11 protein-coding genes are annotated in these 17121 nt (G+C 49.9%); 1 reads left to right on the plus strand and 10 read right to left on the minus strand.

What is annotated here, in order from left to right; all coding sequences use genetic code 11:
* The 9 genes from ACESLU_RS04465 to ACESLU_RS04505 all read right to left on the minus strand — a co-directional run.
* A partial coding sequence (locus ACESLU_RS04465) for a hypothetical protein (protein ID WP_372635723.1) occupies positions 1 to 569 on the minus strand: 569 nt, incomplete at its 3' end.
* The gene (rffA, locus tag ACESLU_RS04470) at positions 526 to 1716 is read right to left on the minus strand and encodes a dTDP-4-amino-4,6-dideoxygalactose transaminase (protein WP_372635726.1); all 1191 of its coding nucleotides are present in this window, start codon (positions 1714 to 1716) and stop codon (positions 526 to 528) included. The genes rffA and ACESLU_RS04465, both read right to left, overlap by 44 nt.
* Before the next feature lie 12 nt (positions 1717 to 1728).
* Complete coding sequence (locus tag ACESLU_RS04475) at positions 1729 to 2841, minus strand: GNAT family N-acetyltransferase (RefSeq protein WP_372635729.1); 1113 nt, start codon at positions 2839 to 2841, stop codon at positions 1729 to 1731.
* Positions 2841 to 3716: a glucose-1-phosphate thymidylyltransferase RfbA gene (gene rfbA / locus ACESLU_RS04480; RefSeq protein ID WP_372635732.1), complete on the minus strand. Its 876-nt coding sequence runs from the start codon at positions 3714 to 3716 to the stop codon at positions 2841 to 2843. Before rfbA ends, ACESLU_RS04475 begins: the two co-directional genes overlap by 1 nt.
* 465 nt (positions 3717 to 4181) lie before the next feature.
* A complete protein-coding gene (locus tag ACESLU_RS04485) occupies positions 4182 to 6236 on the minus strand; it encodes a plastocyanin/azurin family copper-binding protein (protein WP_372635735.1) in 2055 nt (684 codons plus the stop codon).
* 210 nt (positions 6237 to 6446) lie between these two features.
* On the minus strand, positions 6447 to 8333 hold the full coding sequence (locus ACESLU_RS04490) for a family 16 glycoside hydrolase (RefSeq protein ID WP_372635738.1): 1887 nt from the start codon (positions 8331 to 8333) through the stop codon (positions 6447 to 6449).
* Between the two features lie 358 nt (positions 8334 to 8691).
* Positions 8692 to 9549, minus strand: a complete 858-nt coding sequence (locus ACESLU_RS04495) for a hypothetical protein (protein WP_372635741.1) — start codon at positions 9547 to 9549, stop codon at positions 8692 to 8694.
* Positions 9546 to 11354, minus strand: coding sequence for a CRTAC1 family protein (locus ACESLU_RS04500; protein WP_372635744.1), 1809 nt, complete (start codon positions 11352 to 11354; stop codon positions 9546 to 9548). Before ACESLU_RS04500 ends, ACESLU_RS04495 begins: the two co-directional genes overlap by 4 nt.
* A 24-nt stretch (positions 11355 to 11378) precedes the next feature.
* Complete coding sequence (locus tag ACESLU_RS04505) at positions 11379 to 14906, minus strand: FG-GAP-like repeat-containing protein (protein WP_372635747.1); 3528 nt, start codon at positions 14904 to 14906, stop codon at positions 11379 to 11381.
* A 260-nt stretch (positions 14907 to 15166) separates the two neighbouring features.
* On the opposite strand from ACESLU_RS04505, the gene ACESLU_RS04510 reads away from it, so the two are divergent.
* Entirely contained in the window at positions 15167 to 16168 is a 1002-nt protein-coding gene (locus tag ACESLU_RS04510) for a LacI family DNA-binding transcriptional regulator (protein WP_372635750.1), read from the plus strand.
* A 39-nt stretch (positions 16169 to 16207) separates the two neighbouring features.
* Here ACESLU_RS04510 and ACESLU_RS04515 read toward each other — a convergent pair.
* The coding region (locus ACESLU_RS04515; RefSeq protein ID WP_372635753.1) for a carbon starvation CstA family protein at positions 16208 to 17121 on the minus strand (914 nt) is incomplete at its 5' end.

The raw sequence follows: 17121 nt of genomic DNA on the forward strand, positions 1-17121 counted from the left end.
ATATCATCCCGCAACTTGATCTTATCTTTGCAGTATAGGAGTTCCTCCCTGTGCAAAATGGCCATATAATCCATTTTTCTCATGGCCAGAATAATGTTTTTGTAAAGATCATCCTCCCCTTTGAAAAACTTATAATAGGGACGCAGCACATTTTTCAGCTTCCTTTTTAAATTAAAAACAAAGGTTTTATACGTTTGTGCACCGTATATTTCTTTTCCAACCAGGTAGGGATTCCCATATACCTCGGATCCGAATACCGACCAGACCAGGGTGACGTTATGCTTTTTAATGGATAAGGCTACCTGTGATTGATCGTGTTTCATCCCGTGAAAGATTACGATACAACCCTCGTCAATGATGGTATGAATTTCGGCGAGATAATTTTCAGAAGTGTACAGGAACTCATAGGCTTCCATTTTTGAGAGGTAGTTTATCTCATCTTCCCTGTCTTCCAACAGGATGATAAACCTGTTCTTGCCGGGAAATGCCTTCTCATAAATATCATGGGCCGCATCAATAAACTTTTCATCCCTGGCTATATGAATGATGGGCTTTGAAGTGTTCTTCAAACTCATGAATGGTTGTTATAATATATTCTTGTTCCTCTTCCGTCAACTCGTAATAGAATGGTAATCGCACAAGGCAGTCGGAGTAGTTGTCAGACTGAGGCAGTTCCCGACCGTCATGTTTATCCTCGTAAAATGTTGACCGGTGAAGAGACAGGTAATGAAATACACTCAGAATATCTCTCTCTTTGAGATAGGCAATAAGGGCATCCCGCTGCTTGCCATCCCTGCAGACTAAATAATACATGTGGCCATTGTTGGTGGCATAGTCGGGAATTTCAGGCTGTCTGATTTTCAACCTTCCGCATACCTTCTCCAGTTCATCGTGATACCGATTCCATATAGCCAGTCGCTTTGCCTGAATGTTTTTCAGGTTTTTCAATTGTGCATAAAGAAAAGCGGCATTAAGTTCGGAGGGTAAAAAAGAAGAGCCGATGTCAACCCAGCCGTATTTATCGACTTCTCCCCGAAAAAAGGCGGACCTGTTGGTTCCCTTTTCCCAAACAATTTCCGACCGCTCAGTAAATTGGTCAGAATTCACAATCAGCATCCCCCCCTCGCCTGATATGACATTCTTGGTTTCGTGAAAGGAGAACGTTCCCAGGTGACCAATTCCCCCCAGTGGATGTTTTCGGCCGTCAGCATGCACATAAAAACTGTTAACGGCCTGGGCGGCGTCTTCTACCACATATAAATCGTGCTCGTCGGCAATACGCATAATTATATCCATGTCGCAGGCGATCCCGGCATAATGTACGACTACAATTCCCCTGGTATTCTCATTGACGAGCTCCTCCACCTTCTCCTCATCCATACCCGGGTGATCTTCGCGAGAATCAACAAACCGGATCTTGGCCCCTCTTAATACAAAGGCATTTGCCGTGGACACAAAGGTATATGAGGGCATGATCACTTCATCACCGGGCTCAATACCTATTAAGATAGCTGCCATTTCCAACGCATCGGTACAGGATGTCGTTAATAGACATTTGTTAAAGCCGTACTTTTTTTGAAAAAATTCATGGCACTTTTTGGTGTACTTGCCATTGCCGGAAATTTTCCCGTCAGTGACGGCATCTTCTATAAAATCAAGCTCCCTGCCCGTAAGAAACGGTTTGTTAAAAGGGATATTTACACTTTTCTTTTTCATCAGCGGATAACCTTAAAATTGTTTTAAAAGCATGTTATACGATAACAGACAGCGATTCCCCTTTGGATCCGATACGGTAGCGAGTACCGTTTTAACCCCTTTATCGTTTTGGCTTTGCGTGGTAATCCTCGTGTTATATTCTTTTTGTAAAGAAACGGGAGCTAAGAACACGTTGGAACTGGTGATTAATTTTGCCCCTTTTTCGGAAAATTCCTTTTCAAGATATTCAGATAAATACGTTTCAACAATGGCCGGCGGTACGATACGGTTTTCGTAATCTGTTTCTCTCACACCTTCCTTTAGGTGACGAGATTTGTATCTGTCACTCCCGTTCCTCTTTAAATCGTCTTCCGTTATCGTAAAAGTAACATCTCGGACTTCGCTCGAGGAAAAACTCAGCATCGCATTAATGTGATAGGTTTCATAGGAGTGATTCACAAAAAATCCCTCCCGCGACCATACCTTTTGCGAGGTATAATTCTGGACCTGAGTGGATGCCCATGCATTCACATATCCCTTTTCTTTAAAATATTCCTGGGCCGACCGGATCATATCAGAATAAATCCCCTGCCCTGCATAATCGGGTAATACGCCGAAAAGAACAAACCTGCAATCGCTGCCCTTGTCGTCAAACGAACACGTCGCAAATCCTACTATCTTATCCTCCTTCTCGACGAGCCAGGAGATCTTATTCTCTTTATCGATATAGGAAACAGCCCATTCCACATACCCGGCATTTATTTTCGCCGGCTCAAGGTAAGGATTTGAATAATAATGATTCTTATATCCTTCAAATATTACCGGTATCATATTTTCCAGCTCATGCCGGTTATCTTTATTGACCCTGATAAAGGTAATATCATTTCGAATCTCATTTATTTCAAGCTCACTGATCCTGGCTTTATAATAAACGAGTGTATCGGCATGCAAGTAGGGAAATCCCATCGTTGATAGTTTGTGATGGTTATCAATACCCGACGAGGGCAAGCGTAATACCAGAATATCAACCCCCTCATCTGTTATTTGCTCTTGCAGGCCGGGAACCTCCAGCGTTTCTGTTTTTAACCGGTAAAACTTTTTATTAAAACGGCTGCTTTCTTTCTTTGAATGCGTTATTGCTTCCACTATTCAACATTTCTTTTGATTATATTTTTAACATAGCTGCCATAGCTGCTTTTCTCCAGTTCCTTCCCCATGGACAGAACCTCCTCATCGGTTATCCATCCTTTTCTCCATGCTACCTCTTCGAGACAGGCAATTTTCAACCCCTGTCTTTTTTCTACTATTTCTATAAACTGGGAAGCTTCGCTCATCGCCTCATGCGTACCGGTATCAAGCCATGCAAACCCGCGTCCCAGCAATTCTACGTTCAGGTCCCCCCATTCCAAATACCGCTTGTTGACATCCGTAATTTCCAGTTCACCCCGCCCGGAGGGTTCCAGCTGCTTCGCTATATCCACAACCCGGTTGTCATAAAAATAGAGGCCGGTCACGGCATACTTACTCCTGGGCTTATCCGGTTTTTCCTCAATGGAGAGCACATTATAATCGTCGTCAAATTCTACGACCCCAAACCGTTCGGGATCATGCACCCAATAGCCAAAAATCGTGGCACCCGAAAAATCCTTTACCGTCTTATCCAACTTGGCCTGAAATCCCTGTCCATAAAAAATATTATCACCCAGAATAAGGCACACATTGTCCCCGTCTATAAAATCTTCTCCTATGGTAAAGGCCTGGGCTAATCCCTTTGGTTCGGCTTGCACTTCGTAGGTAAGCCTGATACCCCAGTCAGAGCCATCACCCAGCAAATGTTTAAAGTGTTGCCGGTCTTTGGGTGTCGTAATAATCAATATCTCCCGAATACCTGCCAGCATCAGTACCGACAAGGGATAATAGATCATGGGCTTGTCATATACCGGTGCAAGCTGTTTGGAGATCGCCTTGGTTACGGGATAGAGCCTGGTACCACTTCCACCTGCTAAAACAATTCCTTTCATAGCCACTATTCAAGTCAAGTTAAGTTTATCGTCCGATATAACAACTCTCGCTGTACGAAGTTATTGGATTAAAAGTATCTATTCTGATTATTTATTCTGAATCTTACATACTGATAATACAACCACTGGATATCGAATACCGGCGTATTTCAATCATTAGTATACGACTCATCTGTTTCTATTTATCTTTATCTTTTGAAGGCCTTTGCAAAACCGTTCTTTTGGCCACTATCTGTTTGTTGCAAATTCAAAATCCTCATATAAATATCTTCCATGCTGTGGTTTTGTATGCACTCCCGCTTTGATATTTCCCGATGCTTCGGGACTGGTTTTCCAAAGGGCTCTTTTAATAGCTAATGAGTAATGCCCGTGGTCGGACATGATCCCTGTATACATTCACTTTCCCTCATTTGTTCCATTTACAAATACCGGCAAGACGCTCCCGACAGGTATTATTTCTCTCTCCTACTCGATTACGGTCATAATACCCTGCATCGTCTGCCAGTGCCCGGGAAAGGTACAGACATAGGGATACTCACCGGCCGCTCCGGGAGCGGTAAAATAGATCGATTCCGATTCCCCGGTTTCAAGCAGGCTTGTAAAGAACAGTACATTATCGGTGGCAGGCACATATCCTCTCTCGGGACCCACAAGTCCCATATTCAGCGCGTTTTGAGCAACTGTTTCAAGGGAACCCGGCCTGACCACCAGGAGGTTATGCAACAGATCCGTGGGATTGTTCAGAACGAGCCGCACCTTGCTTCCCGCCTGCACTTCAAAATCCGTGACATCAAACTCCATGTCCGAAGTGGCCTCGATGGTGATCACTTCATCAGGACCCTCTGTCCAGGATCCAGGCATCTCCGTCTGATGCTTGTGCTCCTCCCCGGCAAATGGATTATCGTTCTCGGGTAAAGCGGCCGGCATATGTGTCGTCTCTTCCACCCCGTCCACAGCCAGTGAATCGCCCTCCGGAATATTATTGAGCGTATAATAGCCAACGGCGTGTAACAGCGGGTACGCTGTTTCCTGCTGTCTGACTCCCCCCGCCTTTATTTCGTGGATATAACCCTCCCGCAGCCCCTCCACCACCAGGCGAGCCGACAACCCGTCTTCGGCAACTTCCACATGGGTCACGGGGATTGTTTCCCGATTGAGGATGTCACTGCCGTACGTCGAATGATAGTGATAGGTAAAACCGGTGATCTCATACGAAGCAGGATCACGAGCCGTACTTTGTTCGACCGGCTTCGTGAATGTCAGCTCAAATCCATCGGGCCTGGCATAGACCTCTTTAATCTCAAAGGGCACCTTACCTTTCCAAACGAGTTGTTGCAGTCCGTAGAGCTCTTCTCCGGTTGAGGCCCATCCCCGGCTGGTCATGCCTACAAGCATCGAGTGGTCCTGTCCCCATTTCATCCTAAATACGCCGGACTCAAATCCCTCCCTGAACGGGAACGCCACCCCCTGGTACTCCCCGTCAACCTTCTCCTGGAAGACCCGCATCACCTTGCTTTGCCCCTGGTCGCCTACAAAAAGTTGTCCCTCAAACGGCCCGAATCCGCCGCCGGTCGTATCCGCAAGTATGCCGGAGGTGGAAATGCCCATCACACCGTGGGGAAACCATACGGACGGCACTTTCAGTTCCGGGACCTCCAGGGCGACTTCGTGCATCGGCCTGCCACTGTCGGGTATATCCTCCGGGGCCAGCGAGAGGGGTGAGTCGGGCAAGTCGGACCACCGCAATCCTTCGGGATTTCCTGCAAAATCGCCCTTTTCCAGGTGAGTAAGATTACCGGAACCTACCCATCCCCCCTGGTTTTCGGCATAGAACAAGTCTCCGCTGGTATTATAGGCAAATGCCGCCGGCGATCGCAGGCCACTCACCAGGGGTTCGGCCTCCCCGCCGGGCGAAACCCGGAGCAGCCAGCCGTCCCATTCGGATAAACTGGCCCCGTGTCCGATCCAGGCCAGGTTTACTGTTACCAGCATGTCTCCGGAAGGCGTAAAAAGCGGTCCGTAAAAATATTCGTGATAGTTCCCCGAAACCGGTCGGATAAACACGGTTTTGTACTCGTCGGCGCGTCCGTCCCCATCGGTGTCGGTCAGGCGCGTAATTTCGGTACGCTGTGTTACGTAAAGAGCATCATTTCGGTACGTGAGTCCCAGGGGCTCATGGAGTCCCTCGGCAAAGAGATGATACACCGGAGGATTCCCTTTTTCCCCGGCAGAATATTCAATAATCCAGACTTCCCCGCGCCGCGTGCACACCGCCAGGCGCCCGTCGGGCAGAACATCCATTCCCCCGACTTCAAGTACGATGTCCTCTGGTATCGGTATATCCACGATTTCGTAATAGTCCGGCTCTGTAGGAACGTGCATCTGGGCCGCTCCTGCCACCGGGTACAAAAGAATGACGGACAACAGGCTCAACAATCCCTTCAAACCTAAATAAACGGGCATGCAGGGTTCTCCCCGCCGGACGATACCTGCTTCCAAAAAATTTGATGTTTTACTCATGATGTTGTGCAACTTTCAGGAATATGTATTGAAGATTGTATGTAATCTCGCCGTGAAATGGTGCGTGGCGATGACAGCCGGCACGGCCTCTGATAACAGAATCTTTTGAAAGAGTCATCCAGGTAATAACTGCTGTCATTTTTTTAAACCAGATGTCGCTCATAATGCTCGGAATCAATATGATATTGTTTTGCAAGGGTTATTTTGCACTCACCATATAATAGCGTATTCAACCGTTGTAGCCGGTGACTCGGCCAGCAATGGCACGCGAAGATCCTGTCCCTTTTCCGTTTCAACAATCCGGGGTTTTCCTCCCCCCGCATCGATAACGTCGAGGTAAAAGGTCCGATCATCGACAACATATTCACCCGCTTCATCCTGGATAATCTCTTCTCCGGACGCGAGATGAAGCCAGAAATCTTCTTTTCGCTCGTCCGCCTTAACATGCAGGGTGCGTACCAGCCGGCGATCTTCCTCCTCAGCAATCCCTTCAAAATGATCTTCTATGCGAATGCCATCCAGCAGGTACTGGAAAACAGGCCGGCCATCTTCCGAAATCCTGTAGCCTTCCACCCTCAGCTGGTCCCAGGACAGGGAATCCGGCCACTCCGCGGTAGCGTCGGGCAGCCTGGCGGCAACCGGCCGGCCGTCAAACGAAAAAGCAGGTCCCCCCGGACGGGCGGTCTGAGACTCTCCCCGGTTGATCCACATTTCATTAGCGTTCAGGAAGGAGCCGTTCCAGGCCTGCAGCAGGGCCGCCTGTCCCATGTCGTAGTTGTAGTGGATCTTATCCGGGGCGCCCACATTGACCACGTGCGTTCGCTTGGTGCCGTCATGCATGGCAAACGAGCGAAGTACTTTCACACGATCTTCCGCTTCTACCATCAGGTCGGGAAGCGGATCCCCGCTTCCGGGGACAGAAGAGGCGGCATGAAGTTTTTGATAGCGAAGCTGCGGTCCCTCCGCGAAAAGCGCCAGTCCCCAATACCAGTCATTGTGATGGTCAACATACTCCAGCGTAAAATCGTGGCGACCGCTTTCCAGTTCTACGGTTTCGGAGACTGTCTCGTGCATCCGGTAAAAACGTTCCTGCTCAACAATAATGTTATCATCCACCATCAATCGTACCTGCCCTGCGTTCCGCAGCTTGAACAGGTAAGTACCACTGTTGGGCGCCACGAGCGTGCCGGTATAACGCAGGGCATAGCGGTCGTCTTGGTCCACCACACTGCCCGAAAGAGAATCCACAGTACCCGATTCGGCGGCCTCGAGCGTATCAAAATCCGGCAGCTGATCGAACGATTCCTCGTAGTAGGAATACTGGAGATCATGCAGGCCAATATAGTCTTTATCATATTTTTTGTAGCGGATGTTGCGGATGGCAACAGGACCGTGATCGCCCTGAATCATAAGCGGACCCTCGGCCTGCTCATCCTCAAACGGCGACGCCCTGGTCGGACCCTCCACCTCGACCCCCTCCTGAACCAGCACGCCATTGATCCATACCTGTTCAAATTCAGCGTTGGCAACCTTTTCACCCCGTTCATTAAACCCAGGCGCCTTAAACAGAATCTTTGCCCGCTGCCAGAGTCCCGGCGCCCTAGCGACATTCACGCGGGGAGCATGGCCTTTGTATCCTTTCTCTCCCTCCGGCCCATCCTGTTCCCACGGCCGGTAAAGACCCCCGAGACCGTCATAGCCGGGATTTTCTGCGCCCCAGCTGTCAACAAGCTGAACTTCATACCTCCCCATCAGAAAGAGGCCCGAATCTGATCCTTTGGGCATCAGGAAATCAACTTCCAGCTCAAGGTCTCCGTGGTTCCATTCCGTAAAAAGAGGAGCTTCAGCTTCCCCGGTCGGAAGATTCACCAGCATACCCCGGCCCTCTAGGCCGTGCAGGTCATGCTCTTCCCTTCGGTTACTCTCAATATTACCGGCAATCGTCCAGTTCTCTCCGGCTGATTGAAAAGCATCCAGGCTGTTAAGCGACAGGGAATTCATGGGTAGCGTCTCTACAGCTTCTTCCCGGGATTCTCCGTCCAGGTCGCCGGAACAGCTATGCAGCATCAAAGCCAGCAAAACAATCCCAGGCGCCAAGACCCACTTTTTGAAATAAAAAAGCCTGCGAACAAATGAACAGATCATATCTCTATTAATATCTATAATATAAAGTAAACCTAATTTAACAATTTAACTCCTGGATCTTTACATGAATCCTTTGCAAAACCGTGTTTTTGGTCAATAACTGCATTTTCGCGTATTCAAAATCCTCACCTGTGCCTCATATATTGCGGGTTTGAATTAACTCCGGCTTTGATACTTCCCGATGCTTCGGGACTGGTTTTTCAACGATTCTATGGTTAAAAACAAATAATATTACATACAGATAATGTTTTTACGCTAAAAAGCGGCATCAGCCAGCTCGAATGGGGCAACCTCGGGAAGATACTTTTGTTCAGGACGGAACAGTGGCATCGGAAACATGCGCTTCTTCATTTTTTCCCTCTGTATGGTTCCGGTCATCCCACCACAGTTCCAGCATCATGGCAAGGGGACCCACAATAAACAGGGCGTAAAAAGGAGCATACACGGCTTCATTAAGGCGTAAAATCATTTCCACAAAGGCAACCAGGACTATCACTACATATTGTCCCCATTTCCGTTTAACGGTTGTTTTGGGATCCGTAATCATAAAAAACGTAAACAGCTGGTACATCGGTCCCGTTATAGGGGCAACCTCGGCAAGATACGGGTCGCCGGAAATCCAGCTTCGAACAAGGGCAAAAGCGAGAAAAGAGATCACATAGGTGGCACAGATATGAAAACGGCGGAGCCGGTAGATAGAGATCGAACCGACGATCCAAATGATGAGCATGGCCCACATATTGTTTCCCCACTGGATACTCAACACCGCCACACTCTGGGGGGCCAACAGAAGCATCATCACCACCCCGAAGTTGGAAGGATTCCAGATGTGCCGGTCTTTAAACCGGAGTACGTACTTCGAAGCAATAGAAATGGCCGCACATAACGCAAAAGGCCAGAGCTGTGGAGAGCGGATGAGGATCCCCACGCTTATCCCCGAAATATAGGCACTGGAAAGATCGCGCCAGGTACCGACAATCAGCCGGTGCAATGCCAGCTCCGTGGCAAAGCTCGCCACAATAGCCGTGATAAGCTTGGGATAACTTTCCAGGATACCGAATGAAAGATGAGCTGCCAGCAGAATACCGGTAATCAATAACGGAGGCGTGAATTTATGGCTGTAGCCTAATCCTCCCAGCTTAGCGGTCATCGCCCCCATCCTGTTCATGATTGTGCTGATGAAGTTTCGGTAACGGTATGCGTTTTGTTAATCTCCGGATGTTTCAGGGTGTCTGTCGTTCCGGACGGCCATTCCAGGATAACACGATCCACCTGGTCTGCGTCACCAAGGCCAAAATGGAGCGGCCGCTGATTCTGAGCACTGAATCCACTGGCCGACTGCACTGTCTGAACCTGGCGTTTCCCGTCCCATACGACCTCCGCGCGCGCGCCGATGGCACTGCGGTTACTTTCTGCACCCTCGAGCCGGAAACCGATCCAGTTCTTATCCTCTCTTGTTACCGTCCTATAGACCTTCAGCGGTCCCCTCTGGGTGGCTACCAGTATTTCAAGGTTTCCATCATTATTAAGATCTGCAAACGATACCGCACGGCTGTCCAGCTCCAGGGAACCGCCGACGGCATCGGCCACCTCTCTGAATTTTCCGGCCCCGTCATTCAGCCAAATTCTGTTTTTCTGGTATCCCGACAGACTTCTGCCTTCCATGTCGGGCCAGTTTTCCGCATTCGAAATAATCGTTTTATTGCCTCCCGCAACCTTGGAAAAATCGTACCAGTAATCCGTATCCTTTTCCGCTGAAACGTACCCATTGGCTACATACAGGTCGAGATAGCCATCCAGGTTTAAATCCCCGAACTGGGCTCCATAGCTCCATCCGCCAAGCTCAACGCCGAAACTGCCGGCTAAGTTTTGAAAGGCTGTTTTTCCGCTGTCTTCCGAGGAGGGCACCCAAAGATTATTGCCCTGAATAAGTACCCCCGGTTCCGAAATATTCGTAACATAAATAGCAAGCCGCCCGCTGTTCATCACGTCCCCGAAGGAAACATTCATCCCGCTCTTGGGCGCAAAGCCCATGCCAGCCTGGGTTCCCGCGCTCACAAATCCCGCACCCTCCCGGTTTAAGAACAGCTCGTCCACTCCATAGTCATTGGCAATCACCAGGTCGGGATACCCCGAACCATTGATATCAGCCGACGCGGCGGCATACGCCCACCGGCTGCTGACCAGTCCCAGTGCTTCGCTTACTTCTTCGAAGTTGCCATCCCCTTGGTTGTGGAACAGGAATTTCCGTCCCCCGTTCCGGGCATACTCAAAACTTTCAGGCATAATCTCCGTCGACTCCAGCTCCCAGAGATTAATACGTTCATTGAAATAGCCCCCCATAAAAAGATCCAGCAATCCATCGTTATCATAGTCAAACCAAACGGCGGTATTTGAATTGATCCAGTCCGGAAATTCGGGTATATCCACTTTAGTGAACCCCTCCCCGTCATCGTTGTGGAACAGAAGGGGCTTGCCCCACTTCACTACCAGCAAATCTTCGTACCCGTCATTATCATAATCCGCCCAGACCGAACTCATGGAGACGCCGGTTTCCCGGCTGTTGACCGAACCGACCCCCAGCTCTTCCGCTACGTTTTCAAACTGACCGTCTCCCATATTTTTGTATAGAGCGTTGCTTGTCCCCCGTGCGCTGTTGGTGACATAAAAATCCTGCAGGCCGTCGTTATTAAAATCCGCTACCGAAACAGAGGCGCCGACGGATGCGATTTGTGGCATAATATGACTGAGTTTTTCATCGAGCGTAGGCGCTTGGTGCACAAAGTCGATGCCCCACTCCCGGGTCACATCTTCCACGTAGAACCCATACTGGTCCAGTGCTTTCTGCCGATCCGGCTCCGCTTCCGAAGTAGTGCTCCACTTCTCATAGTTTGAGATGAGGAACGGTGCAGCCAGTAACACGACAAAAAAGGCGATCAGCCAAATGTTCTTATTATTGTTGTTGGTCCCCATATCATATAAAGTTACAAATATTCTTCATTTGATAAACTGCAGGGCCGTATTATAATGTTCGGGCGTTACATACCGGGTGTGATACTCCGCCCAATCCTGCTTATGTTCCTGGTACACGGGATCTTCCCACAGGAAGCCGGGGTTCTGGGAATAATCCTCCATCCCGTGATATGGCAGCGGAAGGACCGTTTTAGAATGTCCGGTGTTATAATCCCCGTCTTTTACCCAGCCATCGCCCACGAGTACAAAGTCGCGCTCCCATCCTTCCCCGGGTGGATCCAGCGCGGGAAAACGAAATACGAGCTCATCTCCTGCATTCATAATAACATACCGGTCGTCAATCTCGTTCGTCAGCTCCCGAACATCGCCAAACCGCGTGTAGTAGCCGGTGAGGTCCCGCCATTTGGGGTTCGTACCGGCAATCTGCTGATAATCGGCCCTGGTCGGCTTGAACCGATCTTTGTTCACCAGTTTCGAAAATCCGCGATACCGCAATTCCGAGGTTTCCGCAGCCAGCTCCGTTGTGTTGATGTTCATATCCGATGCCTGAAGCCCATGCCGCATCTGATCCCAGTAAATTTCCATATTGGTATAGAGACGAACTTTTCTTTCTGTACGGGGTTCAAATATCCCTTCCAGGTTTACCAACACCGTCTTATTTTTGCCGGCGGGAAAACCTATATTCTCACGGGCCACCTTCCACCCGCCCTCGCCGTCGGGCACTTCCACGCGGATACCGTGCGGAGGCGTCCGCTCGCTCTGACTGATCGCAATATTGACAGAAGTATCGGTGGGATAAATCCACCCGGAAGCGATCAGCCACTCGGTACCTGGTTCCGAAAACCCACTGTCCAGTTCCACTTCAATATAGTGTTCCTCGGCAAGTCCCTGGTAAGCCGTCAGCGGCAGATCATCAACATAGCTGCCGTCCTGTTCTTGGACAGCAGCGGTGATCTCATTTCCGCGGAAATCAGAAGCCGCCCTGACAGGATGCACGTCGTCCATGACGTATACTTCCTGCCCGGGTGCCGGCAGTGCGAAACGCTCGTCAACGAATACCTCGGTATCCTCGGGATGATCCACGGCCATCAGCGAGACATGATCAAAAAAGTGGGTCTCCCACAGGTCGGCGGTAATTCTTACATCGTAAAAGCCATTGCGGGGTTTCAGCTGGTCGCCATCCAGTTTTACCCAGTCGACACTGTGAATCACATTTGCCTTCCCCTGGGCATTGATGCGAAGTCCCAGTGCCGTGCGCCATAAAAAGTCGGTCACAAACTCCATTTCTTCCCCGTTATAGGCAAAGATCCAGGGACACGATCCCTTTAAGATTTGCTCATTCATAATCCTGGACTCGTATCCCAGCTCTGCGAACTCGGCCTGCGTTGAACCGTTTGGCCAGGTAATACGGACCATAGCCGCCTCTTCATACGTTCCCAACCCCAAATGAACCCAGGGATCCCGGATTGCCCGCTTTGCATACTGCAGGCCCGACCGGCTTTCGATTTCACCGCCGATGCCAAAAGAATTGATACGCTGATCTCCCAGCTCTCCCGATGCGCGGGGACGCAGTATACGCGCCTGATATCCTTTCGATCCGCTGTTACGCAAAATAACCGGGTTCCCTTCGCTGTTCACGCCAAACAGATCCAGCCGTGCGTCGCCGTCCATGTCAGCTACCCCGTGAAGTTGAATATGCTCCGTACGGCGTGCACTGCCGGCTATATCCATCTGCTCATTCGACAACCAATAAGAGGTCGTCCCGCCGTCGGTGACCATCACATCCAGTGTCCCGTTATTATCCAGATCAGCTATATAGAGCTGTGCGTTCAAATCCTCCGATTTTATCGTATCTGTCAGGGCCAGCAGCCGGCGACTTTGCCACCCGCCGGTGGAATCGACAAAGCTGGTACTGGTAATCTGTCCCTCTTGCCAGCCTATCAGCTCGAAATAACCATCCCCATTCAGGTCTCCATAATCCACCGCATAGACCGGCTTATCCATCCGTAAACGGTCATCCCGCTGAAATTCACCGGACCGCTCGTTGCGGTAGTAATATATATCACCCTCTTCCGTCAGAAGCATGGCATCGGGATCACCATCCTGGTCAAAATCGGCCCACAGGAAGTTCCGTACATTTTCCGCCTCGTCAAAATAAGAATGCACTTCGAAACTATGGTTTCCATTATTCCTGAGGACCTGTACAGACCCTTCATGCGGAGCCAGGACAAGATCCAGGTCCCCGTCAAGATCAATATCGCTCGTCCACACCCCATAATAACTTTCATTGAGCACTTCGGCAGACAGACTCAGCTCATCCGTAACATCCCTAAACGTAGAATCATGCTGCAATTCATAAAACCGTAAACCCGCAGTGCCGGCCAATGCCAGGTCGTTGAGGAAGTCATAGTTATAGTCGACAGTGGCCACGCCATGCGGAGAAGAAGGTTCTGCATTTTGCCTTCCCGGGAAGACCAGATTGATCGAATCGTTGACCACGGTCTTACCGGGATTGACCATAATCGTGCTCGCCGTCTTCTCATCAGCAAAGCCGACCGGCTTAAATAGATTGGCGACTCCACCGGACGACTTATTAGTTACACTGAAAGATAACTGCTCATCCCGGGAAGCAGCCTGGTGGGTTGGGTTGGGCAACCATAAAAAACGGTCGATTAAAAATCCCACCTGATTTGCCGGAAGCTGAACCTTTCGTAAATCGCTCTGGTACCGGGGGAGCTGATTGAGGTTATTCCTCAGGAAGGCCAGCTCAAAAGTTATATTTTCGACCCCGTCTTTTTCCAGTATAGCGGCCTTCTGCTCCTCGAACTGCTTTTGTACCTGATCCGGCCAGTCACGCGAATGCTCTTCGAGACGTTCCAGGGCCTCTTTCACCGACGATTGATCATTCCACTTCGCGGAGGTACGCACCACCTCTAACAGCACAGCTAGATTGCCGGGATCTTTCGCCAATATGTGATCAAGCCGTTCTGTAATCTCTTCTGCATTGCCATCAGGGTCCTGGCGCTCCAACTCATCAACAAGGGCAAACTGGACGCGAAGATCGGAAGAATCCGTTTCGGCGGCTTTCTTCAGGTACTCCAGCGCACGTTGAATATTTCCTTTCCGACTTTCTAATATCCCTGCTAAAAACTGAATCTCCGCATGATCCGGTGCGAGATCGATCGCTTTTCGTATTCGGGTAGTTGCCAATTCAAAATTACCCTGACGCATGGCAAAAACGCTCAGATTCCCCCACACAGCCGGTTCTTCCGGATACCGTTCCGATACCTCCTGCATCTTGTCTACGGCAAACAGCGCCTGATCCGATTGTATGGCAGATAAGCTGGTATAAAAATCCGCTACCGCTTCCCGGTATTTTTCAGAATCCGTTTCGATATCAGATTCAGACGGTTCTGGCGTGCACGAATAAACGATCGCTATTAAGATCACACCTGTAACCCGGAGCAACCAGGCCCCTCTCTGCTCTGTTTTGTAGTCCGTAATCGTTTTTCGAAAATTGAACACCAACTCTACCTCGTTTATCTCACTCATCCTTTGCTCGTTATTGCAAGGCTAAAGCAATACAGATCTTATCTCATTACCCATTCAGGACAAACCCGTATTTCTCATCATAAGTCCTAAAATACGGGCTAAGATACCAATAATATCAAAAGTAAACGAATTTATTCCGGTCAGATTATGCAAAATAGTGCAATTATTTTATTGGATAATGAAAAGTATTTGAAAAAAATAAAAATGAAATGCTTATTACATACAACTGTAATAATCCGTAACACTGGACCTTCAATATTGTGAAAGTTACTTTAAAAGACATTGCTGAGGAAACCGGTTATTCCATCTCCACGGTATCCAGAGTTCTAAACGGCTCGGATAAAATAGGGAAACAGGCACGCCGGGAGATCTACCGGACCGCTAAAAAACTTAAGTACCCTATTTATCACAATCTTGACGGGAAAAAGATTGTTGACACCTTAAACATACTCTTTATTGTAACGGGCTTTCACCGGGGATCTTTTTATTCTTCCCTTTTTTACGGGATGAATGTCGCCGCGGCCAAATACAATGCCCAGATGTCCTTCGTCTTTCTGGACAAACCTTTTGAGGAGATTCTCGAAACCATTCAAAGGCTGGTAGATGGCCGGTTCGAGGGATTAGTTCTTTTTGCACCGGAATTTAATAAAAATCATTACCGTCAAATCAAGAAAGAATTACCCGATCAATTTCCCATCATCTCAAATGGACTTATTGAAAACCCGGTTGTTTCAACCGTTACTTTCGATGGATACAGCGGCGGCTTCCTGGCTGGTGAACACTTTAACAAAAAGGGGTATAAAAAGTGTGGTATCATCAGGGGTCCCCTCCAAAAGACCGAAGCCCGTTACCGATTCAACGGGTTTAAAGACTATATTTCCCAGGATAAAAAAATGGAATTGTTATGGTGCTACGATGGAAATTTTAATTTTCAATCGGGTGTTGAAGCTTTTGAAAAGTTCGAACAAGAAGAACAAAAGCCGCGCGCCATTTTTGCAAGCAATGATAATATGGGACATGCTTTCCTGGAGGAAGCACTCACTGAAGGATACCGCGTACCGGAGGACCTTGCCTTGGTGAGCTTTGATGATTTACCCATCTGCCGGCGCCATCGTCCCACTATTTCATCTATTCACACGGATTATGAAAAACTGGGACTCGTAACGGTTGAAAAAATGAAAGACCTGCTTGATAACCCGGACCAGCAAGAGGGGGTGCTCAGTTTGGTACCCGTACATTTGAATATACGCGAATCTTCATAAGAGGATGTGGTCACTACGCGCGGAATGGAATTTGTCTCGCTATTCCCTGGTCACATGACCCTGCGTATTGCTTTTACGAAGCAGGCTCACCGACTCCACCAGGATCCAGAGGGTGAAACCCAGGATGACCGCCCCCAGGATAAACAGCAGCATATTGGCCTCCCCCGCACCGTAGCCCGACCACTCAAAGAGCACCTGCTCGGTCATCGCCCACAGGGTCATGGCCAGCAGGAACACCATCGGCGCCAGCGTATAGATGATCGGCCGTCCCCGGCGCCGCAGCCAGATCGTCACCAGCAGCAGGCTGATGCCCGCCAGCAGCTGGTTGGAGGTCCCGAACAGCGGCCACAGCAGGTAGCCCCCGGACCCCAGCCCCCTCGGGCCTTCCGGGCCCAGCACCAGCGCCGCGCTCGAAAACACCGCAATGGAGGTGGCCACGTGGATGTTGGTCAGCGGCCGTACCCGGTAGATCTCCCCGAGCTCCCCGATAATGTAGCGCATCAACCGCACCGAGGAATCCAGGGTGGTGGCGGCGAAACTGACCACGATCACCGCAATGATCGTGCGGGCCGCCTCGGCCGGGATCCACAGCCCCGTGGCCAGCTGGCCCGCCCCCTCGATAAAGGCTCCCAGCCCGTTGGCCCCGGCCGCCGAGAACGAGGAGTAGGTCTCCGCGAAGGCCCCGCCGGAGCCGAAGTAGGTGCCCACCGCCAGGATGGTAATAACGGCCAGCGCGCCCTCGCCGACCGCCCCGAGGTAGCCCACAAACCGGGCGTCCGGCTCGCTGTCGATCTGCTTGGAGGTGGTCCCGGAGGCCACCAGCCCGTGGAAGCCCGAAACCGCCCCGCAGGCAATGGTAATAAACAGCAGCGGGAACCAGCTCACGTCCGTCGCGGCCGGGTTATGAGCCGGGGCCGTCACTTCCGGGGCCAGCGCCAGCAATCCACCGTAGA

Origin of the sequence: Fodinibius sp., assembly GCF_041642155.1 — a bacterium.
Classification (GTDB): Bacteria; Bacteroidota; Rhodothermia; order Balneolales; family Balneolaceae; genus Fodinibius.